19 protein-coding genes and 1 pseudogene are annotated in these 20,274 nt (G+C 56.8%); 6 read left to right on the top strand and 14 right to left on the bottom strand.

From position 1 onward, the window contains the following. Nucleotides 1-735, bottom strand: a pseudogene (locus tag AXF19_RS08925) (saccharopine dehydrogenase family protein); the annotation flags it as partial. A gap of 200 nt (nucleotides 736-935) precedes the next feature. On the opposite strand from AXF19_RS08925, the gene AXF19_RS08920 reads away from it, so the two are divergent. Genes AXF19_RS08920 through AXF19_RS08900 form a run of 5 tightly spaced genes read left to right on the top strand, consistent with a single transcriptional unit; the run spans nucleotide 936 to nucleotide 5,381 of the window. After that, nucleotides 936-2,165 carry an FAD-dependent oxidoreductase gene (locus tag AXF19_RS08920; protein WP_066847861.1) on the top strand — a complete coding sequence of 410 codons (1,230 nt, stop codon included), beginning with the start codon at nucleotides 936-938 and terminating at the stop codon, nucleotides 2,163-2,165. 43 nt (nucleotides 2,166-2,208) lie between these two features. Beyond that, the gene (locus AXF19_RS08915; protein WP_066847859.1) at nucleotides 2,209-2,514 is read left to right on the top strand and encodes a hypothetical protein; all 306 of its coding nucleotides are present in this window, start codon (nucleotides 2,209-2,211) and stop codon (nucleotides 2,512-2,514) included. Then, nucleotides 2,511-4,013, top strand: coding sequence for an anthranilate synthase component I family protein (locus AXF19_RS08910; protein ID WP_066847856.1), 1,503 nt, complete (start codon nucleotides 2,511-2,513; stop codon nucleotides 4,011-4,013). Before AXF19_RS08915 ends, AXF19_RS08910 begins: the two co-directional genes overlap by 4 nt. Next, nucleotides 3,997-4,572 carry an anthranilate synthase component II gene (locus AXF19_RS08905; RefSeq protein ID WP_066847853.1) on the top strand — a complete coding sequence of 192 codons (576 nt, stop codon included), beginning with the start codon at nucleotides 3,997-3,999 and terminating at the stop codon, nucleotides 4,570-4,572. The genes AXF19_RS08910 and AXF19_RS08905 overlap by 17 nt, the downstream gene beginning before the upstream one ends. Continuing rightward, nucleotides 4,569-5,381 (top strand): HAD-IIB family hydrolase, encoded by an 813-nt coding sequence (locus tag AXF19_RS08900; protein ID WP_066847850.1) that lies wholly within the window; start codon nucleotides 4,569-4,571, stop codon nucleotides 5,379-5,381. The genes AXF19_RS08905 and AXF19_RS08900 overlap by 4 nt, the downstream gene beginning before the upstream one ends. Before the next feature lie 71 nt (nucleotides 5,382-5,452). Here AXF19_RS08900 and AXF19_RS08895 read toward each other — a convergent pair whose 3' ends face one another. The 4 genes from AXF19_RS08895 to AXF19_RS08880 all read right to left on the bottom strand — a co-directional run bounded on the left by AXF19_RS08895 (nucleotide 5,453) and on the right by AXF19_RS08880 (nucleotide 9,944). Beyond that, nucleotides 5,453-6,727, bottom strand: coding sequence for an S-layer homology domain-containing protein (locus tag AXF19_RS08895; protein WP_066847847.1), 1,275 nt, complete (start codon nucleotides 6,725-6,727; stop codon nucleotides 5,453-5,455). Between the two features lie 205 nt (nucleotides 6,728-6,932). Further along, nucleotides 6,933-7,766 carry a polysaccharide deacetylase family protein gene (locus tag AXF19_RS08890; protein WP_066847838.1) on the bottom strand — a complete coding sequence of 278 codons (834 nt, stop codon included), beginning with the start codon at nucleotides 7,764-7,766 and terminating at the stop codon, nucleotides 6,933-6,935. Between the two features lie 109 nt (nucleotides 7,767-7,875). Then, entirely contained in the window at nucleotides 7,876-8,370 is a 495-nt protein-coding gene (locus AXF19_RS08885) for a hypothetical protein (protein WP_066847835.1), read from the bottom strand. Between the two features lie 137 nt (nucleotides 8,371-8,507). Further along, nucleotides 8,508-9,944, bottom strand: coding sequence for a carbon starvation CstA family protein (locus AXF19_RS08880; RefSeq protein ID WP_066847832.1), 1,437 nt, complete (start codon nucleotides 9,942-9,944; stop codon nucleotides 8,508-8,510). 225 nt (nucleotides 9,945-10,169) lie between these two features. Between AXF19_RS08880 and AXF19_RS08875 the strand changes: the two genes are divergently transcribed. Further along, a complete protein-coding gene (locus tag AXF19_RS08875; RefSeq protein ID WP_066847830.1) occupies nucleotides 10,170-10,967 on the top strand; it encodes a sulfite exporter TauE/SafE family protein in 798 nt (265 codons plus the stop codon). An 80-nt stretch (nucleotides 10,968-11,047) separates the two neighbouring features. Here AXF19_RS08875 and AXF19_RS08870 read toward each other — a convergent pair whose 3' ends face one another. The 9 genes from AXF19_RS08870 to AXF19_RS08830 form a co-directional block, all read right to left on the bottom strand. After that, complete coding sequence (locus AXF19_RS08870) at nucleotides 11,048-12,352, bottom strand: ammonia-forming cytochrome c nitrite reductase subunit c552 (RefSeq protein WP_066847827.1); 1,305 nt, start codon at nucleotides 12,350-12,352, stop codon at nucleotides 11,048-11,050. After that, a complete protein-coding gene (locus AXF19_RS08865; RefSeq protein ID WP_066847824.1) occupies nucleotides 12,345-12,827 on the bottom strand; it encodes a cytochrome c3 family protein in 483 nt (160 codons plus the stop codon). Before AXF19_RS08865 ends, AXF19_RS08870 begins: the two co-directional genes overlap by 8 nt. A 33-nt stretch (nucleotides 12,828-12,860) precedes the next feature. Then, nucleotides 12,861-14,984 carry a cytochrome c biogenesis protein CcsA gene (gene ccsA, locus AXF19_RS08860; RefSeq protein ID WP_066847822.1) on the bottom strand — a complete coding sequence of 708 codons (2,124 nt, stop codon included), beginning with the start codon at nucleotides 14,982-14,984 and terminating at the stop codon, nucleotides 12,861-12,863. After that, complete coding sequence (locus AXF19_RS08855; RefSeq protein ID WP_066847819.1) at nucleotides 14,981-15,355, bottom strand: cytochrome c maturation protein CcmE domain-containing protein; 375 nt, start codon at nucleotides 15,353-15,355, stop codon at nucleotides 14,981-14,983. Before AXF19_RS08855 ends, ccsA begins: the two co-directional genes overlap by 4 nt. After that, on the bottom strand, nucleotides 15,348-15,965 hold the full coding sequence (locus tag AXF19_RS08850; protein ID WP_066847816.1) for a cytochrome c biogenesis protein: 618 nt from the start codon (nucleotides 15,963-15,965) through the stop codon (nucleotides 15,348-15,350). Before AXF19_RS08850 ends, AXF19_RS08855 begins: the two co-directional genes overlap by 8 nt. Before the next feature lie 46 nt (nucleotides 15,966-16,011). Continuing rightward, nucleotides 16,012-16,668, bottom strand: a complete 657-nt coding sequence (locus AXF19_RS08845; RefSeq protein ID WP_066847813.1) for a heme exporter protein CcmB — start codon at nucleotides 16,666-16,668, stop codon at nucleotides 16,012-16,014. Beyond that, nucleotides 16,649-17,266 (bottom strand): ABC transporter ATP-binding protein, encoded by a 618-nt coding sequence (locus tag AXF19_RS08840; protein ID WP_066847810.1) that lies wholly within the window; start codon nucleotides 17,264-17,266, stop codon nucleotides 16,649-16,651. The genes AXF19_RS08845 and AXF19_RS08840 overlap by 20 nt, the downstream gene beginning before the upstream one ends. A 265-nt stretch (nucleotides 17,267-17,531) precedes the next feature. Continuing rightward, complete coding sequence (locus AXF19_RS08835) at nucleotides 17,532-18,521, bottom strand: aldo/keto reductase (protein ID WP_066847807.1); 990 nt, start codon at nucleotides 18,519-18,521, stop codon at nucleotides 17,532-17,534. A gap of 19 nt (nucleotides 18,522-18,540) precedes the next feature. After that, a complete protein-coding gene (locus AXF19_RS08830) occupies nucleotides 18,541-20,007 on the bottom strand; it encodes an ATP-binding protein (RefSeq protein ID WP_066847804.1) in 1,467 nt (488 codons plus the stop codon). Between the last annotated feature and the right edge of the window lie 267 nt (nucleotides 20,008-20,274).

Below are 20,274 nucleotides of genomic sequence, written 5' to 3'. Positions count from 1 at the left end.
CGCTTGATGCCTTTGATATTTTTCGCGAGCGACTCTAGTTCCTCGTGGTGCAGGAGGTACATATCCTTCTGACCGACCTCGGCAAAGTCATAGACACGCTTGATCTCCATCGGCTCGGTCTCGACCCACGCCCCCGTTCTCCCAGTAGCTTCCCTTCGCCGAGACCTCGCGGATGTTGATCTCGGGATTGAAGTTCGTCGCAAAGGGATAGCCGTGATCGCCGCCGTTGCAGTCGAGGATGTCGATGTAGTTGATCTCGTCAAACTCATGCTTCATCGCGTACGCGCTGAACACACCCGTGACGCCGGGGTCGAAGCCCGAGCCGAGCAGCGCCGTGAGCCCCGCCTCGCGGAACCGATCCGCATACGCCCACTGCCAGCTGTACTCGAATTTCGCCGTGTCCTCGGGCTCGTAGTTCGCCGTGTCGACGTAATGCACGCCCGCCGCAAGGCACGCGTCCATGACGTGCAGATCCTGATACGGGAGCGCGAGGTTCAGCACGACATCCGGCTTGAATTCGCGGATGAGTGCGGTCAGCTCCGGCACGTTGTCCGCGTCCACGGCGGCGGTCTCGATCTTCGTCTTGCCGCCGTCCAGCTTCGCCTTCAACGCATCGCATTTCGACTTTGTGCGCGAGGCAATGAGGATCTCCTCAAAGACCTCCGGATTCTGACAGCATTTATGCACGGCAACGCTCGCAACGCCGCCGGCACCAATAATCATCGCTTTTCCCATGGGAACGCCTCCTTTATCTATGCTCCTATCATACAACAGGAAAGGGGTCACTGCAAGTGCGGCGTTCCCATCGAAGTACAACCGAGCAAAAGAAGTTCTTTTCTTCTCTCACTTCTATGACAGGACGATTGAATTGTGCTATAATAAGCACCGTGTATACAATATTTTAGCAAGCGATGCAACGAAAGGAGCCACTAACAATGGCTGTTCACGTCATCAACGAGGCACGCCGTTGCCTCCAGTGCAAAAAGCCGCTCTGTCGCGTAAAGGGCTGCCCCGTGCAGACGAATGTGCCGGAGATGATCCGCCTTTTCCTCGACGGCAAGATCAACGAGGCGGGCGCGATGCTCTACGACAACAATCCGATGAGTGTCTTCTGCTCGCTCGTCTGCGACCACGACGCGCAGTGCGAGGGCAACTGCATTCAGGGACGGCGCGGCGCACCCGTCCAGATTTCGAGCATCGAGCACTACATCTCGGACACCTACCTCGACAAGCTCGTCCTCACGCGCAAATCGTACAACGGGCACAATGTCGCCGTGATCGGTGCGGGTCCTGCGGGCATCGTGGTCGCGGTCAAGCTCGCGCAGGAGGGCTACGGCGTTACGATGTTCGAGCGCATGCAGAAGATCGGCGGCATGCTGCGCTATGGCATCCCCGATTTCCGTCTGCCGCCCTCGACGATCGACCGCTACGGCGAAAAGCTGCACACGCTCGGCATCCACATTCGTCCGAACACGACGATTGGCGGTGCGCTCACAGTGGACAACCTGTTCCGCGACGGCTACGAGGCGATCTTTATGGGCACGGGTGCATGGCGCGCGAAGAGTCTCGGCATCCACGGCGAGACGCTCGGCAACTGCCACTATGCGGTCAACTACCTCCAGAATCCCGATGTGTACCGCCTCGGTGACCGCGTCGCCGTCATCGGCTCGGGCAACTCGGCGATGGACGTAGCGCGCACGGCGATCCGCAAGGGCAGCCGCTACGTCACGATCTATGCGCGGCGCAACGGCATCTCTGCAAGCGAGCGCGAGCTCGAATACGCGCTGATGGACGGCTGCGAGATTCAGTACGGCAAGGGCATCCACTCCGTCACGCCCGAGGGACCGATGCTGTACGACCGCGTCTTTGACGAGAACCAGAACCTCATCAGCGAGGGCGAGCCCTATCTCATCCCCGCCGACAGCACGGTCATCGCGGCAAGTCAGGCGGCAAAGGACAAGATTGTCCGCTCGACGACGGGCATTACGCTCAACGAGAAGGGGCTCGTCAAGGTCGACGAGAACGGCATGACGGAGCGCGACGGCGTCTTCTCTGCGGGCGACGTGGTGCTCGGCCCCTGGAACGTCGTGCAGGTGGTAAAGGACTCCAAGCACGTTGCAGAGGCGATGATACGCTATTTGGAAGCGCGCGGCGCAAAGTCGTAACAATATGGGCTTGGGTCGCCGCAGGTAAGTAAAGGAGACAGCTATGACCATGAATGACCGCGAGATCACCGACCTCGTACGACAGATGGCGGCACCGCCAAAGCCCCCGACCTACGGCGAGGCAGAAGTGGAGGAGCTCGTGCGCATGCATGCGGGCGGCCGCCACAAGATGCGCAGTGAGGCAGAGATCCTCGCACGCTACAACCTCGGACGCCAGCAGTACAAACAGCTCAAATTCAGCCGTGAGAACAACCGCGAGCAGCAGCAGATGCTCTACGCCGAGCTCAAGGTGCTCGGCTGGGTGCTCGGACGCAAGGAGCGGGACGTTGTCATGGAGATCAACAAATGAAGCTGAGTCTGACAAAGGAGGAGTTCATTGCGGCGGCACAGACGGCGAATCTCATCTCCGTCTCCACCGAGCTGACGATGGATCTCGATACGCCTGTCTCGATCTACTATAAGCTCGTCGGCGCGGAGATGGGCTACATCATGGAGTCCGTCGACACGACGCAGCAGCAGTTCGGCCGATACTCCTTCATCGGTGGTGAGCCGTTCGTACGCCTGCAGGTCTTTGCGGACAAACTCCTCATCAGTGAGAACGGTCTCATGAAGAGCATCGCGGGTGCGCCGCACGAGACGATGAAGGCATACGCCGCGCGCTTCACGCCCGCTGTCACGGACGGGGAGGCACTGCCCCTCGTCCACGGAGGGCTTGCAGGCTATTTCACCTACGAGACAGCCGCGACCTTTGACCGCGTGCGCGGGGTGGAGATCGGCGCAGAGGAGCTGCTCGGTCAGTTTATGATGTGCCGCTACCTCGTTGTCTATGATGCACTCAAAAACAGTGCGCGCCTCCACTATATCGCAGGTCTCGACGCGGGGGACGATGCAGGCGAGGTCTACGAAGCAATTGGCGAGCGTCTCGCCGCCATGCGCACACGCCTCGCTGCACCATTCACGCCGCCCGACGCTGCGCCATCGATGCGCACGAGCCCCGTCGACTTTATGGCGCGCTACAGAAAGGCACCCGAGGATTTCCTGCATACAGTCGACACAATCAAGGAACATATCTATGCAGGCGATATCTTTCAAGCGGTGCCGTCCTTCCGCTTCCGCGAGAAGATCACGCGCCCCGCATTCCTCTTCTATCGACGGCTACGGCAGGTCAACCCCTCGCCCTATATGTTCTACTACAACTTCGGCGAGATCAAGCTCGTCGGTGCCTCCCCCGAGATGCTCATCAAGGTCTCCGGCAGTACCGTCTACACCTACCCCATTGCCGGCACGCGCAAGCGCGGCAAGACCGAAGAGGAGGATGCGCTGCTTGCCACGGATCTTCGCTCCGATGCGAAAGAGTGCGCCGAGCACGCCATGCTCGTCGACCTCGCGCGCAACGACCTCGGGCGCATCAGCGTCCCCGGCACTGTGCGCGTGCCGAAGCTCATGGAGGTCGAGCGCTTCTCCCATGTCTCGCATATGGTGAGCAGCGTCGTCGGAGAGATCGCCCCTGCATACGCCCCGATGGACGTGCTGCGCGCCACCTTCCCCGCAGGGACGGTCAGTGGCGCGCCGAAGCTGCGCGCGATGGAGATCATCCACGAGCAGGAGCAGGAGCATCGCAGCTTCTACGCCGGCACCGTCGGCTACATGGATTTTCGCGGCAATATGGATATGTGCATCACGCTCCGCACCATGTGCATCGTAAGCGACGACACAGCAATCATCCAGTCGGGGGCGGGCATCGTCAAGGACTCCGTACCCGAGAGCGAATACCTCGAGATCCTGCAAAAGGCGAAGGCGCTCTTCGAGGTCGTAGAGGAGGTGGAGAACAATGCTGCTTTTGCTTGATAACTACGACTCCTTCACCTACAACGTCTATCAGCTGCTCACGAATATCGGCGCAGAGGTCGAGGTCGTCCGCAATGACGTGACGACGGTCGATGAAATCCGTACGAAAAAATACAAGGGCATCGTCATCTCCCCCGGACCCGGGCTGCCGAAGGATGCAGGAATCACAGAGGACGTGATCCGCGAACTCGGCGGCGAGATCCCGATCCTCGGCATCTGCCTCGGCCATCAGGCAATCGGCGAGGTGTTTGGCGGTCGCGTCATTCGCGCGAAGGAAATCGTCCACGGCAAGGCATCCCCCATCCGCCACCACGGCACGGGCATCTACCGCAACATCCATGCGGGCACGCAGGTCGCGCGCTACCATTCCCTCATCATCGAACGCGAGAGTCTGCCTGACGTGCTTGAGATCACGAGCGATCTTGGCGACGGCACGATCATGGGCGTGCGGCACAAGACCCTCCCCATCGAGGGCATCCAGTTCCATCCCGAGTCCATCCTGACGCACGACGGACGCGCAATGATGGAGAACTATCTGACGGACATCGAGGCAATATGAGCGAAAAAAGATATGACGATATCCTTCTGATCAGCGATCTCGACGGCACGCTGATCCCACGCTATGAGATGATCTCCGAGGAGAATGTGCGCGCCATCAACGCGTTCACCGCCGCAGGCGGCGCATTTGCAGCAGCGACGGGGCGCACGCCCGAGTCCGCCCTCCCCTACCTCGAGAGCATCACGGTCAATGCGCCGAGCATCTTCTTCAACGGTGCGATGCTGAAAGACCTTGCGACGAATGAGGTGCTTGAGACGCGCACCCTCGACGGCGACATCTGGCGGACATTCGCCGCGCGCGTCCTCTACCAGTTCCCGCGCGCCTGCGTCGAGGTCTATACCGCAGAGCAGTGCAACATCCTCAGCCCCGAGGCGAACGACGACCCGCGTCTCGACGACGAGTTCTACAATGTGAATCACACGACACTGAAAGCTGTCGAACAAGAGACATGGCTGAAATTCTTCATCTGCGATGCGCCGATCAATCTGAGCTTCGTCGAGCGGCTGGCACAGGAGCTCGGCATTGACAGATGCTCCACCTCCTTCTACTCCGAGGCAAACTACCTCGAGTTCGTCCCGCCCGGGACGAGCAAAGGAGCGATGGCGGAGGTGCTGCATGCAATGCCCGCCTACGCGGGGCGGCGCATCATCGCCTGCGGTGACTACGAGAACGACGTGGAACTGCTGCGCATGGCAGACACGGGCATCGCCCCCGAGGATGCCTCAGACGACGCAAAGGCGGCGGCAGATCGGATCGCTCCACCCTGCCGTGAGCCATTGATTCCATGGATACTGCGTGAGATTCTGTAAAAGGGCATAGTAAAAGAGCACTGCGATTGCGGTGCTCTTTTACTATGCGGTAAACCGCCGATCAACCTATCTTAGAAGAAGAAGCTGACACGTCCATAGAGGGTCTGAACTTTATCGTCCGTGACAAGCTCCTTGCCGCGGAAATACTGCAACTGCGTCAGGACATTCTTGAACGGAACATAGCCAATGCCAAGGTCAATGCCCTTCGTTCCATATAACGTGTGCCCGTTGCCAAGATGATCCGTCGAATAAGTCGATGCAAGACTTACATTCGCGCCGACATGGCGATAGGCGAGGTATGCGCCCCACGAACCCATATCGGAGTTCTTCGTACCCTTGTAGTCGAGCTCGACGCTGCCGGATTTCTTAAGTTCATCCGCCTTCGTGTTCTGTGCATAGGCACCGGCAAGTGCGAGATTCTTATCGAAACGATACTTGCCGCCGATCGACCAAATCGTTGCTTTATCTTCCAGTTCTCCGGATGTATTGTACCTATTTGCAAACTTAAATGCATCGCTGGAGAACTGGCGATAGGAAGCACCAACAGAAAGGTTGCCTGCCGCGTAGCCCAGGTCAATGCCCTGATAGTTGGCAGCCTTATCCGTCGCTGCACCAATCCCCTTGTTGGCATTGCTAAGATCCCAGCGACCTGCTTCAATCGTTGCCTTGAGCTTGTTGCCAAAGCTGACCTGTGCCCCCGAGAAGAAGCTATCGACAACGAGACCATCGTCCGCAGCCGAGAAGAGCGGCATCTTGCCGAGCTTTACGTTGAACTTATCGTAGCTGCCGTCTGCATAGGCATAGGTGAGACCAACGCTACCGCTCTCATCCGTCTTCATGTTGTTGCTTGCCGTCAGACGAGCCTTGACCTTCCAGTGGTCATTAACCTCTGCCGTCGGGAAGAGGCGGAGCTGAAGCTGATCCTTATTCTTCTTCGCCGCATCCTCATGACGGAAACTCCAGTAGCGATAACGAAGTTCACCCGTCCACTTCACCATGTCAGAGTTCTTCTCGAGGTTCGAAACGCGAACGCCGAGGTTGTTGAGCTCGTCTGCGAACTCAGCTGCGAGGCGGTCAACGAGCGCGCGATCCGATGCGGACATATCGCCTTTCGCCATCGCCTTTGCCGTCATCTGCGCCATCTCGTAACGCGTGATGTTGCGGTCGCCGCGATACGTTCCGTCGCCGTAGCCCTCGACGATGCCGTCTGCAGCGAGCTGCGTCACAGCGTCATATGCCCAGTGGTCACGGGGCACATCCGAGAACGGGTTTGCCGCCGCGAACGTCGTGGACGCAGCACCGATCGTCAGTGCCGCTGCCAGAGCGGCTACCATTGTCTTCTTCATACTGTTTCCTCCTTTGCGGGAATCTCCCACAATCCAATGAATCGCCGAAACGCATACAGGAGGATCAGAGTATCCATGTTTCCTCGTGAACATCCTGTCTACGTATTCAGTCTTCGTCATTATAGCATAATGTCATTGTTTTGCAAAGCTATAACGCTCTTGTTTCATCAAATTTGAATCAAAACTCATAAATGAAAAATATTCTTCAGTTCCGCGTCCAGCCAAACTGTGTGATATTCGAGGTGTAGCGTAGGCGATCAACGAAGTCTGTATTCGTTGCAGCTGTGCGGAAAATGGGTACGCGTTCGAGCGCGTAGACATTGCTCGCGCGATCCACATTGCCGTATTTGACCGTAAATCCACCCTTATATCCCGCTTCCTGCGCAATCCCGACGATATGGAGATCGTGCGCGCCTGTCGGATAGGCGATGAACTCGATGGGATGTCCGAGCTCCGCCTCCGCCTGCCGCTTTGACTCGACGAGTTCCTCACGGATGCGCTCGTCGGGCAGATCGGGCAACGGCGCATGAGTCACGGTATGGGACTCGATCGTAATGCCGTTCTGCTCCATCTCGCGCAGCTGATCCCACGTGAGATAACCATTGCGTTTGCTGAGGAAGCCTGTCACAACGAAGATCGTCGCCTTGAGATTGTATTTTTTCAAAATCGGATAGGCGTTCGTATAGTTGTCCACATAGCCGTCGTCAAAGGTGATGAGCACTGGTCGGTCGGGCAGCGTCCCCTGCCCCGTGAGAAAGTCATAGAGCTCATCAGGGCTGATCGTGTGATAGCCGTGATCGACGAGATATTTCATCTGCCAGTCGAAGTCCTCCGGCTCAATCGCAAGTGAGATGAACATGGAGTTCACCATGTGATAGTTGAGCACGAGCACCTTCACATCGTCCTCAGGCGGGGGCAGCGGTGCGGGTGCCGCCTCCTCCTTCGGATGTCCGACGATCAGCAGCGTGCCCAGCAGGATGAGCAGGACGGCGATCAGCGACCAGAACTGCCGCCCGCCGATCAGCTTCTTTAGATCCATGCCACCCCTCCTCTTTCGCTATCTTTACCGTGCTTTATTGTACTCAGATTTGAAATGAAAATCAAGACACAAAAAGAGACTGTCCGCAGACAGTCCCTCAAAAGTTCGTTCAGTTCTTCGCCCAGACCTCTGCCATGAGATCCTCATAGACAGCCTCGAGATGCTGCACGAGAATACCGAGCAACGTGTGCATCATGACCCCGTCGAAGGTATCCGTGACGCACGGCACGCAGATGTCGAGGTAGATGCTGCCGTCCTCGCGGAGATAGTACTTGAATACCTTGTACTCCGCGTTGAGCGCGTTGAGATAGTTCTTGATCCGCTCGACGTTCTTCTCATTGATGCCCGATGCAACATTCGTGCGGATGATCGTGAACACGGTATCGTCGATGAAGATTGCCATGGGCATTTTCTGCCCCTTGACCTCGATGGTCGAGTTGAAACGCGTCGTGTGATATTCATCCTCAAAGGACTGCGGTTCGCCAAAGAAGTTGAGCTCATTTTCCTTCAGGAATGCCTGGAACTTCTCCGCCTTTGCCGGACCCTGGGGAGCAGCTGTCTCTGCAACCTCCGCCTGCACGTCCTTCTCTTCATTCTTCGCCATGTGTATAGTTCCTCCCTTATTGGTTGTATGCGAACGGCTATCATTCCGTTGCCAATATGGTACTATTTTACCATAAATTCCAATATTTGCAAGAAAAACCGCCGCACATCTGCACGGCGGTCTGAATCATAATACTCTTAGGCTGTTCTCTTGCGCAGAATGTATGCACGGACAAAGAGCGCTGTGAAGAGGATGGCGAAGCCGATGCCCGCCGGATAGGTGATGTCGGTCGGCAGACCAAAGCCCTCGGGCGCCTGCAGGAGGTAGGTTGTCGTGACCGCCGACATGAAGATCGCAGGCACAAGTGCTACGACATAGGCATACGATCCCGGCTTATGCAGGTAGAGGTACGCCGTGCCCATCCAGAGCGTAATCATCGCGAGTGTCTGGTTTGCCCACGAGAAGTAGCGCCAGATGATGGAGAAGTCCATCTGCGAGAGGATGAGACCGATGCCGAGCATCGGGACGGCGATCATGAGGCGCTTCGGTGCCTCCTTCTGCGGGATGTTCAGCCAGTCCGCGAGCGTCAGACGCGCGGAGCGGAACGCCGTGTCGCCCGAGGTGATCGGGCAGGCAATGACGCCAAGCATGGCGAGAACCGCGCCGATGCTGACGCCGCCGATGCCGACAACGCCCATGAAGCCGTTGCAGATCTCATAGACGACGCCGCCGGGCCCCGCCTCCTTGAGCGCGGCGCCAAGTCCCGGTGTCCCATCATAGAAGGTTACGCCTGCAGCTGCCCAGCAGAGTGCGATGATGCCCTCGGCGACCATCGCGCCGTAGAAGACCGGGCGTCCCATGCGCTCATCCTTGAGGCAGCGCGACATGATCGGCGACTGCGTGGCGTGGAAACCCGAGACCGCGCCGCACGCAACCGTGATGAAGAGCAGCGGCCAGATCGGCAGCTGTTTCGGATGCAGGTTCTCGATTGTCATCTCGGGCATGACGTGACCGCCGACGCCGAATAGCATACCGCCCATGATGCCGAGCGCCATGACGATGAGACAGATGCCGAAGAGCGGGTAGAATCGCGCGATGATCTTGTCGATCGGTAACAGCGTTGCCATCGTGTAGTAGATGAAGATGACGCCGAGCCATACGAGCATTTCCTGTCCCGTGAGTTTTGCAAGCAGCATCGCAGGCCCCGTCATGAAGACGACGCCGACGAGGACGAGCAGGACGATGGCGAAGACGCGCATGATCTGAAGCATGATATTGCCCAGATTCTTGCCGACGATCTCGGAGAGACTCTTGCCGTCCTCACGGAAGGAGATCATGCCCGAGAGATAGTCATGCACGCCGCCTGCAAAGATCGTACCGAAGACGATCCAGAGGTAGACGCTCGGTCCCCAGAGCGCACCCGCAAGTGCACCGAAGATCGGGCCAAGACCTGCGATGTTGAGCAGCTGGATGAGGAATACCTTCCACGTCGGCAGCGGGATGTAGTCCACGCCATCCTCGAGCCGAATCGCAGGAGCCGTCTGCCCCGTACGTCCAAACGCTCGGTCTACGATCGCCCCATACACAATGTAGCCCACGATGAGCGTTGCAAGCGCGCCAAGAAATGTAACCATTGCTTGTCACTTCTTTCTTTAGTACATAAGATTACTTGCCGGAAATTCCGGCACCCCGTTCCCTGCCCTCCTTTCATGCTGAGATCAAAGAAGCTCCGATGAATGAATCCTTTAAAATAAGAAATGAGCTTCTTTGCGCTCATCATATCACAACTGCCGCCCCTTGTCTAATACTTCCTATGTGCTATAATGGGCAAATACATCAATCATTTTAGGGGGATTGTTATGGGACTTGATATTCTGCTTTTTCTCGTGCTCGGACTGTTTGTCGGCACATTCGGAACGCTCGTCGGCATCGGCGGCGGGCTGATCTGCGTGCCGATCTTCATCTTCTTTCTGTCGGACGGCGGTGTCTATCCGTACTTCCACACAGCGGCGCAGATCACGGGCACATCACTCGTCATCGTGTTTGCAAACGCCCTCTCGGGGACGCTCGCCTACATCCGTCAGCAGCGCGTCTACTTCCCCGCCGCCGTGCCATTTGCGCTCGCAACCCTGCCCGGTGCATTCCTCGGCTCGTACATTGTCGACGACTTTACGGGGCCGATGCTCTACGCATCCTATGGCACGTTCCTTCTGGTGATGGCGTCACTTATGTATTGGAACGCGACGCACAAGAAGCACACGGATGTTCACACACTCCCCGCAAATTTTACGTTCAACCGCTCGCTCGGCATTGGTTCGAGCGCGGGCGTCGGCTTCATCTCGAGCATTTTCGGCATCGGCGGCGGCGTGATCCATGTGCCGCTCATGGTCTACCTGCTCGGCTTCCCCGTGCACATGGCGACGGCGACCTCGCATTTCGTTCTCGCCGCCTCCGCTGCGTTCGGCGTTATCAGTCACGTCTGGCTCGGGCACGTCATCTGGACGCCTGCGATCTGCATCTCGATTGGTGCCGCCGTCGGCGCGCAGATCGGCGCGGCGCTTTCGCAGAAGACAAAGTCGAAGGTCATCCTCGTCCTCCTCTCCCTCGCCATGTTCGGCTTGGGGCTACGCCTTATCTGGATGAGTGGAATGCTGTGAAATAGACAAAAAAAGAATCGCCCCATTGTGAGGCGATTCTTTTTTTTTGCGCTTGTTTCCGAGATCAATGATCCCTCAGATCAGAGCGGCTGGAAGCCGTAACGTGCGCCCTCTGCAGACTCAATTGCCTGATGTGCGAGGTCAATCGCAAGTCCGAGGGTACGCATGATCTTGTCAGGGTTGTGGAAGCCCATGCCGTTCTCGGCGGCGACCCAATCCCAATACCACTGCGCTTCGCGGATCTTCGCGCGTGCATCGTCGAGTGCTGCATCGGGTACGCCCGCATCCATCGCGGCCTTGACCGTGCGGTGTGCGCGCGCAACGGTCTGTCCCGCGATGCGCTGCAGTTTGAACGTGTTGTCATGGATGGTCTTGACGCGTGCAACGAGGGTCTCCTCGCTCTCGTCATGACACTTCAGACAGGACTGCTGCGTGGTCTTCAGCGGACTCGTCATCCAGTGCGAGGTGTACTTCTTGCCGCCATCGCGCATATAGGGCATATGGCAGTCCACGCAGGTGATGCCTGCGTCCGCATGAACGCTCGTCGCCCATGTTTCAAACTCCGGATGCTGCGCCTTGAGCATCATCGTCTTCGAGTCGGGATGCTCCCAGTCGCCCTTGAATCCGCCCGCCTGACCGGACTGATAGTACTGGTACTCCGACTCAGCATCAAGCCCGTTCTCATAGGGATGCGCTACACGCCCGTCCTCGGCAGTGAAGTAGTACTCCGTATGGCACTGTGCGCAGACGTAGGCGCGCATATCGTTGTGACTTGCCGCATTCACATCAATGCCGCGCTTTGCCATCGACTCAATGAAGCCCTGCTGATAAACGCGCAGCTCCATCGTCTCAGGATCGTGGCAGGTCGAGCAGCCAAACCACTCATCCATCGTGATGGGAGCCGCAACTTCATCAAACGGCTTCGATGCATACGCCCATCCACCTTCTTTGAAGTACACATCATAAACATACGAACCCTTGCACTGTAGACAACTCCCCTTCTGTCCCGGAAGCCTCTTCGTATGCAGGAGATCGTAGCCCGCATACGTATGCCCTCGGTCGTCGTCATACTGGATGGCAAACTTATAGCCCTTAAAGTTCTCAAGCATCTCGGGCTGGTGCTCCAGATGACTGTTGCCCTCCATGCTGCCGCCGTAGCCTGTGGGCGACGGAGATTCCTCATTGTTTTTCATGAATGAGTTGTACTGGAGCGGATAGGCGTCCTTGTACGCCTCTTTGCCGATCTTGGCAGCGGTATCGCCCTGGATCTGCACGCGTTTGATGCTGTCATCGTTCGGGTGTGCGCCGATGCGAACAGCGACAAATCCAAAGAACAGGGCACAGACGCCGGCAACACCTGCGATGATTTTCTTTCTGTTACTCAACTCTTATCCCCCCTTCTAAAGGATTGGAACCATGCGGCATACCACTGTGACACTTCGTACAATTTGTATTTCCGTCCTTGCCCCTGTCCAGACATACCGCCCCCATGGTCGATGTATGGCAGCGCAGACAGTTGGCATTCACGATATCCCGCCCGTGATCGGAGATCTTGATGTGTACGGGATAGTCATCGAGCACCTGATGGAGCGTGTCGTGCATACCTGTTTTGCCCTTTTCAAAATAGTAAACGGCAATATTGTCGTGCGGCAGATGGCACTCCACGCAGGCGATGTCCGCATGTGAGGACATCGCGTGTGTCTTTGCCTCATGCTGCATGGCATGGCACATACCGCAGAACTTCGGCGATGCCGATGCCTTGTCCATGAGCATACCGCCGCCGACGGCGAACAGTCCCACGAAAAACGCACCGATGATACAGCGCAGCGTATGCTCCTTTGCATACTGCTTCAAATTCATGTGTCCTTCCTCCCTTCTATAATTTCTGCAAACCTAGACTTCCGAGCCACCTCCTTTGCCCCGATTTTCCGCCTGTGCTGCTGCCAAGAGGCCGCCGACAGTAACGAGAACACAGGCAAGCCAAAGGATGGAGATGCCGGGCTTTGTACTGACCGAGGCAGAAACAGGAAGCGACGCTTCCTCTGCCTCGGAGGGCAGGATCTCTATCCTGATGTCACGTTCATCTGCCGATACACCCGTGAGGCGAATACGGAACTTGCCGTTCATCACCTCGATCGGCTGGGATGTCCCGCCCGTCTCCGTCGCAAGGATCGTGGGGGCTGCATCGTCGACCTCCTCGCCGTCCGTCAGCGCAATCTGCGCCGTGACGAGAGTCTTGCCGCTGCCCTGCGGCTCGAACGCGAGGGATTCGTAACGATAGGCATAGTCGTTTATCCCCATAACGGTCTTGCCGCGATGAAGGATCAGCTCGGCGCGCCCCCCTGAGGTCGGTGACGGCGCGATATAGAGATCCCCTACAATGCTTCTCGCAATCGCAGGCTCGCGCGCCGCATCCTCGCCGTTCGCACGGAGCTTTGTCACTGCCTCGTACAGGACACCATCCACTTCATAACGGTAGGATTTCTCATTGCCGCTCTCGGCAAACATCTGCCCGCGATAGATGATCGTGTGTCCGTAGACCTCCTGTGGCTCATCAGGGATGAGGATGACTGTCGTTGTCTGACTGCCCGTCCCCGAGAGGATAAAGGCAAGGAATGCAAGACCTGCGCCGACGTGAGCAACCATCCCGCCCAATCCGATCTGTTGACGGCGAAATGCCTCAATAGCAGCAGCCACGGCGAGCACGGCAAATGTAGAGAGCAGAACCGACAGAATATCCGTTGCTCCGACCAGCCCTGCAAGAATCCCGCCGCCGACCGAGATCACGAAGATCCACACAGGCCGTGCGATGCGTCCACCGCCGTAGGGAAGAAGTACGCCGAGTGCCATGAGGAGAACAAGCGGAACCGCAATTGGAAGCGAGGTACGCACGTAGTAGCTCGTATCGACCGCTGCACTTTCCCCGAGCAGCCCAGAGATCAGCGGCATGGACATTCCGAAAAACACGATAACGACAATGAATACGAGGAGAAGCATCCCGAGCAGGACGAGAAAGGCACGGCTGCGGTGCTGCTCGTAAAGTGCCCCCTTCGGCAGACGCTCAATCCGCAGGATGAGCACGCCAAGCCCGCCGAGGAGGATGAGCGCATTTGCGAGCGCGATGTAGAAGCCAATATCCGAGCCCGCAAAGGAGTGCACGGAGAAGTCGCCGAGAATGCCGCTGCGCGTCAGGAATGTCCCGTAGAGGACGAATGCGTAGGAGAAGACGGCGGCGAGATGCACGAGGTAGAACGCTCCGCGCCGCTCCCGTGCGACCGAGATCAGATGGAGCAGGACACAGGCGAGCAGCCACGGCACGAGCGAGGAGTTCTCGACAGGATCCCAGCCCCAGTAGCCGCCCCAGCCGAGTACCTTGTACGCCCAGTAGCCGCCGATGAAGATGCCCGCACCGAGGAATGCCCATGCGATGAGCGTCCAGCGGCGCATCGGAGCGAGGAAGCCCGCATCCATCGGTGCCTTTATCATGCTCTCAAGAGAGTAGGCAAAGGGCACGGCGAGCAGCGCGTAGCCCACAAAGATGATCGGCGGGTGCACCGCCATCCACGGATCCTGCAAGAGAGGATTCATCCCGTGTCCGTCGAGCACAATTGTATCGGCGGGGATGAACGGGCTCTTCATCAGAACCAAAAGGGCGAGCAGTGCCGTGAGCGTCTGATAGATCGCACGCCCCGTTGCCGTCATGCGCCCGCTCTGTGCGAGAATGATGCCAACGAGCGCGTGAATCACGAGCCAGAGCAGGAATGAGCCCTGCTGCCCCGCCCAGAACGCCGAGAATTTATAGAGCAGCGGCAGATCAATCGACGAGTAAGAGACAACGTAGCTGTAACTGAAATCATCCGCAAGAATAATTGCAAAGAGGAATACTGCCGCCCCGAGGGATGCAAGCCCTGCAAACCCGGCACATATCCTGCTGCTGCGCGCATTCCCCTGCACATCAGAGAGCACAGCGCCGAGTGCAAAGAGCAGAACCGCGCCTAAGAGTACCGTTCCGATCATACGTGAACCTTTCCTTTTTCCGCCTCGTATTTCGACGGGCATTTGATGAGCAACTTATCCGCCGCAAATGCATCGCCCGCATATTTTCCAATTGCTACAATGTGATATGCCTCGTCAAAGTTGTCGGGCTTCACGCCCTTGTAGCGTACGAGCATCGTCTCCCCTGTCTCCTCATCCGCAATCGAGAAGACAAAGGTATCGTTTTCCATATGAGGTGCAACGCCCGTATCGGGCAACCCCTTGACCTGCACATTGCGCTGAGAGGCACGCGCGTCGGCGATCCCGACGTAGGGCGTCACGGAGTCCGCAAAGAAGTATCCCGCGTAGCCGATGAACCCAAGAATGAGTACCGCAAAGAGATATTTACGCATGACGAGCCCCCCGTTTCATAAGCCAGACATACATCAGCGTCACGTCGAGCAGCGAGAGCATGAGCGTCCCGAGCATGACGGCGTCCATATCGAGCCGCCCCGTGCCGTTGATGACAGGCGACGGATGCAACGAGAAGAACATGCGCGGCAGGATAAAGACGAGGAATGGAACCGAAATGAAGGAAAAGAGAGCGTACACCGCCGACGAAGAGGCGCGTGCGCGTTCGTCCTGTATGGTCAGTCGGAGCGTCACATAGGCACCGTAGATGAGGAGCAGGACGAAGATCGTCGTCTGGCGCGGATCCCAATTCCAATACGCGCCCCATGTGAGCTTTGAGAAGACTGCCCCGCTCCCTGTGGCGAGGAGTGTAAAGACGAGTCCAAGCACCGCTGAGCGTGCACTTCTCGCATCAAAGCGCAGCTCACGAGTTTTCAGATAGCGCGCGCCCCAGTAGGCGGCGCAGAAAAACGCAATGACCGAAACCCACGCACATGGGATGTGGAAGAATGCAATACGGACATAGTCGCCCAAGCCCTGTGCGGGCGGAACGAGGAAAAACACCGCATAGAGTACGATGAGTGTCAAAACGCCGATTACCCCCGCAAGCATTTCAGCCCTCCATTCCATGAAGTTTCATTATTCTCAGTGATTTTCACTAACGCTCAATCCAGAGAGAATCAAACAGCATCGACGCGCCCACGGTGAGCGCCATATCGTAGATCGCCATACCACCGAGCAGCACCGACTCCCCCTCACCCGCCGTGAGTGCAATCGCCGGCAGGAGAATCGGCAGCATGGATGGGAGCAGCAGGACGGGAACGAGTCCCCCGCGCACGCTCGCCCCTGCGGCGACCGCCGCGAGCAGCGTATCCGCCGCCGCCATGCCCCAGAGTCCCAAAATAAGTGCTGCGAAAAACACGGCATCGAGGACAAACGGCGCATCCATCAATACAAGAACAAGCGGCAAAACGATTGCCGCAAGGATCAGCAGCGTAACGAAATGCGCCGCCATCTTGCCAAAGAGCACCGCCTGTGCCGGAATGTAGATCCGCAGGAAGAGCAGTGTCCCCGCTGCATCCTCCTCCGCAAAAAGCCGTTCACCCTGCAGGGTCGCCGCGAAGAAGAGGACGATCCAGAGGAGCGCCGCCGTGAGCCGCGTGTCTGCGGATGCACCCGCGAGCGACATACTCATAAAGGCGATCACCGTGAGGGCGAACATGCCCATCGTCACATAGCCCGCACGGTGACGCACGCCGTCGAGGAGTTCCTTCCATGCGACGCGGCGCGCTGCCTCAAAGACTGACACAGACATCCGCCGCCTCCCTCTCCTCCCGATCATTTGTCGCCCACAGGATGAGCCGTCTGCGCTCTGCCGCCTGACGCACCTCTCCAAGCAGGAGCGCGCGCCCACGCTCATCGAGCGCAAGCCCCGGCTCATCGAGCAACCAGACTGCTGCATCCGCGCCGAGGAGTACGGCGAGACGCACGCGCTGACGCATGCCCGTCGAAAGCTGCCCCGTTTTGCGGTTCAGCACCTCCGTCGGCAGTCCCACACGTGTGAGGAGATCCGCCAGATGCGACTCCTCGCACGGTACGCCGCGCACAGAGAGGAGGAACGCAAGGTTCTCACGCACCGTCAGGCGCGTATAGAGCTCCATCTCCGGCGTCGCCATCGCGAGCATTGCGCGGTATTCTGCGCCCCTGACCTCCACGCCGTCACGAAATGTCTCAATCGTCCCGCTCGTCGGCAGAATGAGCCGCGCCGCGAGACGCAGAAGCGTCGATTTCCCGCTCCCGTTCGCGCCCGCGACCGCCGTCACCATTCCTCCGTGAAAGGTAATGCTGAGCCGGCGCAGGACTTCTCGCCCCTCAAAATTCTGACTTACGTTATCAAAGTGAATTTCGACCATAAGCTATTCCTTCCATAAGTCTAATTTATTTTATCACAGTTCTGAACGATACAGGAAATACATTTTTCATATTAAAGTTTTTTATAGCTGTAAGCTATTTCAAAATTGAATCCGCTTCATATCTACTGATAATTGGGGATGTAATAAGCGGTCAGCATTCCCAAACGAAATCCTGACCGCTCTTTCAGCTCTTTTTCAGCATATATAAAATTTATCACTCAGCTGTGATATAACCAGATATATCTATGACAAAAATCACACTCTGTCAGCTGCGCATAACGCCAAAAACCGCCGACATTGGAATCACCCCAAGACGTTCATCTATCGCAGCAACTTCCTCGGGCGAGAGCACGATGTCTGCCGCCCCCGCATTCTCCACGAGGCGCGTGCGCTTACGCGTGCCCGGAATCGGTGCGATATACGGCTTCTTGCAGAGCATCCACGCGAGCGCGATCTGCCCGCTCGTCGCGCCTTTCTCTGCTGCAAGCCCGTGCAGGAGGTCAAGCAGCGCCGCATTCTCCTCCATCGCCGCTGCCGTGAACTGCGGCATATTTGCGCGCATATCTCCCGCCTCGAACGTCGAGGACTTATCGTACGCGCCCGTGAGCACGCCGTTTGCAAACGGCGAGAATGCGACGAAGCCGATGTTCAACTCCTCAAGTACGGGGAAGAGTGCCTCATAGGCGCGCGCCATCATCGAGTAGCGGTTCTGTACCGCTGTGAGTGGGCAGACCGCATGTGCGCGGCGAATGTCCTCCTCCGTCGCCTCGGAGATGCCCCAGTGTCGAATCTTCCCCTCCGCGATGAGATCCGCCATCACGCCCGCGACCTCCTCGGCAGGGATCTTCGGATCGACGCGGTGCTGATAGTAGAGATCGATATAGTCTGTCCCGAGGCGCTGCAGCGAGCCGTCCACAGATGCACGAATCTTCTCGGGTCGCGCATCGGAGACGATGGGACTCTTCCCCTGTTTCAGAAGGCTCATATCAAAGTGAATGCCGAACTTCGTCGCAAGAACGACCTTGTCCCGATACGGCGCGAGCGCCGCGCCGACGAGCTTCTCGTTGTCATGCGGATCGTCAGGCGTGCCGTACACCTCCGCCGTGTCAAAGAGCGTTATGCCCATATCCACGGCAGCGGCAATCAGTTCGCGCATCTCCACCTTATCCCCCGGCGCGCCGTAGGCGTGACTCATCCCCATGCACCCGAGCCCGATGGATGAGACTGTGAGGTCTCCAATTTTACGGTAGTTCATAATGCTTCCTTTCTGCATCCTATGCCCAATATGGAATATAGCGGCGGCTTCGCGCAGCGGTCTCCGCCTCATCCACCAGCTTTACAAGCCCCTCCTCGCAGCTTTCGCTCAGGAGTCTCGAAATCATCGCACTGTTGCGTGACGGAACGGCAAACCGCTCCCGCAGCGAGGCATTCGTCATGTATTCTCGCTGAACGCGCCGCAGACAGGCATGGAGATAACAGGCGCGCAAGCGATCTGCCTTGCTCATTTTACTGAATGTACGCGGAGAGAACAATGTAAGCCGTGTCATATTCTCATATACCATTATTTCAGGTGCAGGAAGCTGGTATACCTCCGTTGCATGAACAATTTTATCAAACCCGCTCCCGCGTTCCTCACAGACACCGATTCTCCGCATGAAAGCAGCCAGCTGCTCGTTGCGTGAGATCGGCGGATAGTCCAGAAACCGATTCGTTTCAATAAGCGGCGTACCCGGATTTGTAATCTCAACACGATCCGAGAAGATCTCAACCATCACGCCTGTGCCATGCAGAAAAAAATTCTGATGAATCAGGGCGTTGGCGAGGCTCTCTCGTATCGCCAGCTCGGGATACATAGGAATGTTTTTTCGCAGCGCCCTTCCCATCACCTCATTCGACGGCAAATTATCGTAAACATAGGTGACACAGTTCTCAAACCCGACGGCATAGCCGGATTTGAAGACACGCTCCTTGCCCGCGTACAGGCGCGTATGATCGCTGTACTGAATAACGCGCAACGCTTTTCGCTCCAAGGACGGGAATGCAGATAGATCGTGTGCGAAGAGAATAGCGCCGAGATTGGTAATATTATAGTTCCCCGTTATATTCTTGATGATCATGCGGTCTGCCAGCAGCGCATCAATCATCCCGGCTTTATCATTCGGCAGATCCATGGATAACAGATCAAAGTAAGCGGGGTAATTGAGGAGGCGCAGGACAAAATCTGCGGGAATATCCTCCAATGCAATCATGCTTTCAAACGCTTTTCGACCGAGCGTTGCCCACAGCTCGCGCTCGGTATCGGGAAAATCCTTCAATTTCTTTTTATGGGAATCTATGCGGATATAGTCAATTCCGCGAAATTTTACAGGTGAAGCATTTGCCGCATGAATTTCCAACAGAATAAGTGTGCAGTCGTCGATGACGACCTCGTGAAAGTAGAACTGAACCTGCGGTTCAAGCTGTGTGCCGATGAAGAGTTCCAAGCTCTGATTCCCCTGCCTCGTCTGCGCAGGTCGAAACTCCGTGCCACGGATTTCGTGCGTCTCATCATCAATTCCCCAGATCATCAGCGCATGGGTCTTGTTGTAAAGTGCTGCGGTGTTGGAAAGCGCACTGATGTACTCCCCGATCTCCAAGGGGGTTGCCGCATGATTCACCTTGAACTCAATCCACGGCGTTTCCTTCTCAAATGCGCGCGCCTCTTGGATAATGGAAACAATTTGATTATCAAGAAATGGCATCTTCTCACCTTCTTCCGATCAATATTATATCGCATTACTATCAATAAAACAATCAAATAAATTATTTTATATGAATCAAGTATCTATATGTATTTTCGCAGTTAAGTGCAGAGAAAAATCAATATATAAATCAATAAAAAATCAAATAAATCTATTTTGTAAAAAGGGGGCTGCACAAGGTCAACATAACCTCATGCAGCCCCCTCTATGATTGAGCGTTTAATTTACTTCTTCGGTTCCGCATTCTTCGCGAGAATCAGATCGAAG

This window comes from Selenomonas sp. oral taxon 126, from assembly GCF_001683335.1.
Lineage (GTDB): Bacteria > Bacillota > Negativicutes > Selenomonadales > Selenomonadaceae > Centipeda.
This window is presented reverse-complemented; position numbering and strand designations above follow the sequence as displayed.

What these genes read in the sequence shown, in the direction of transcription:
- AXF19_RS08920 (WP_066847861.1), top strand. Translation starts at nt 936, where the DNA reads ATGGCTGTTCACGTCATCAACGAGGCACGCCGTTGCCTCCAGTGCAAA.
- AXF19_RS08890 (WP_066847838.1), bottom strand. Translation starts at nt 7,766, where the DNA reads ATGGATCTAAAGAAGCTGATCGGCGGGCGGCAGTTCTGGTCGCTGATC.
- AXF19_RS08900 (WP_066847850.1), top strand. Translation starts at nt 4,569, where the DNA reads ATGAGCGAAAAAAGATATGACGATATCCTTCTGATCAGCGATCTCGAC.
- AXF19_RS08910 (WP_066847856.1), top strand. Translation starts at nt 2,511, where the DNA reads ATGAAGCTGAGTCTGACAAAGGAGGAGTTCATTGCGGCGGCACAGACG.
- AXF19_RS08865 (WP_066847824.1), bottom strand. Translation starts at nt 12,827, where the DNA reads ATGAATTTGAAGCAGTATGCAAAGGAGCATACGCTGCGCTGTATCATC.
- AXF19_RS08880 (WP_066847832.1), bottom strand. Translation starts at nt 9,944, where the DNA reads ATGGTTACATTTCTTGGCGCGCTTGCAACGCTCATCGTGGGCTACATT.
- AXF19_RS08855 (WP_066847819.1), bottom strand. Translation starts at nt 15,355, where the DNA reads ATGCGTAAATATCTCTTTGCGGTACTCATTCTTGGGTTCATCGGCTAC.
- ccsA (WP_066847822.1), bottom strand. Translation starts at nt 14,984, where the DNA reads ATGATCGGAACGGTACTCTTAGGCGCGGTTCTGCTCTTTGCACTCGGC.
- AXF19_RS08885 (WP_066847835.1), bottom strand. Translation starts at nt 8,370, where the DNA reads ATGGCGAAGAATGAAGAGAAGGACGTGCAGGCGGAGGTTGCAGAGACA.
- AXF19_RS08835 (WP_066847807.1), bottom strand. Translation starts at nt 18,521, where the DNA reads ATGAACTACCGTAAAATTGGAGACCTCACAGTCTCATCCATCGGGCTC.
- AXF19_RS08850 (WP_066847816.1), bottom strand. Translation starts at nt 15,965, where the DNA reads ATGCTTGCGGGGGTAATCGGCGTTTTGACACTCATCGTACTCTATGCG.
- AXF19_RS08875 (WP_066847830.1), top strand. Translation starts at nt 10,170, where the DNA reads ATGGGACTTGATATTCTGCTTTTTCTCGTGCTCGGACTGTTTGTCGGC.
- AXF19_RS08905 (WP_066847853.1), top strand. Translation starts at nt 3,997, where the DNA reads ATGCTGCTTTTGCTTGATAACTACGACTCCTTCACCTACAACGTCTAT.
- AXF19_RS08830 (WP_066847804.1), bottom strand. Translation starts at nt 20,007, where the DNA reads ATGCCATTTCTTGATAATCAAATTGTTTCCATTATCCAAGAGGCGCGC.
- AXF19_RS08840 (WP_066847810.1), bottom strand. Translation starts at nt 17,266, where the DNA reads ATGGTCGAAATTCACTTTGATAACGTAAGTCAGAATTTTGAGGGGCGA.
- AXF19_RS08915 (WP_066847859.1), top strand. Translation starts at nt 2,209, where the DNA reads ATGACCATGAATGACCGCGAGATCACCGACCTCGTACGACAGATGGCG.
- AXF19_RS08845 (WP_066847813.1), bottom strand. Translation starts at nt 16,668, where the DNA reads ATGTCTGTGTCAGTCTTTGAGGCAGCGCGCCGCGTCGCATGGAAGGAA.
- AXF19_RS08895 (WP_066847847.1), bottom strand. Translation starts at nt 6,727, where the DNA reads ATGAAGAAGACAATGGTAGCCGCTCTGGCAGCGGCACTGACGATCGGT.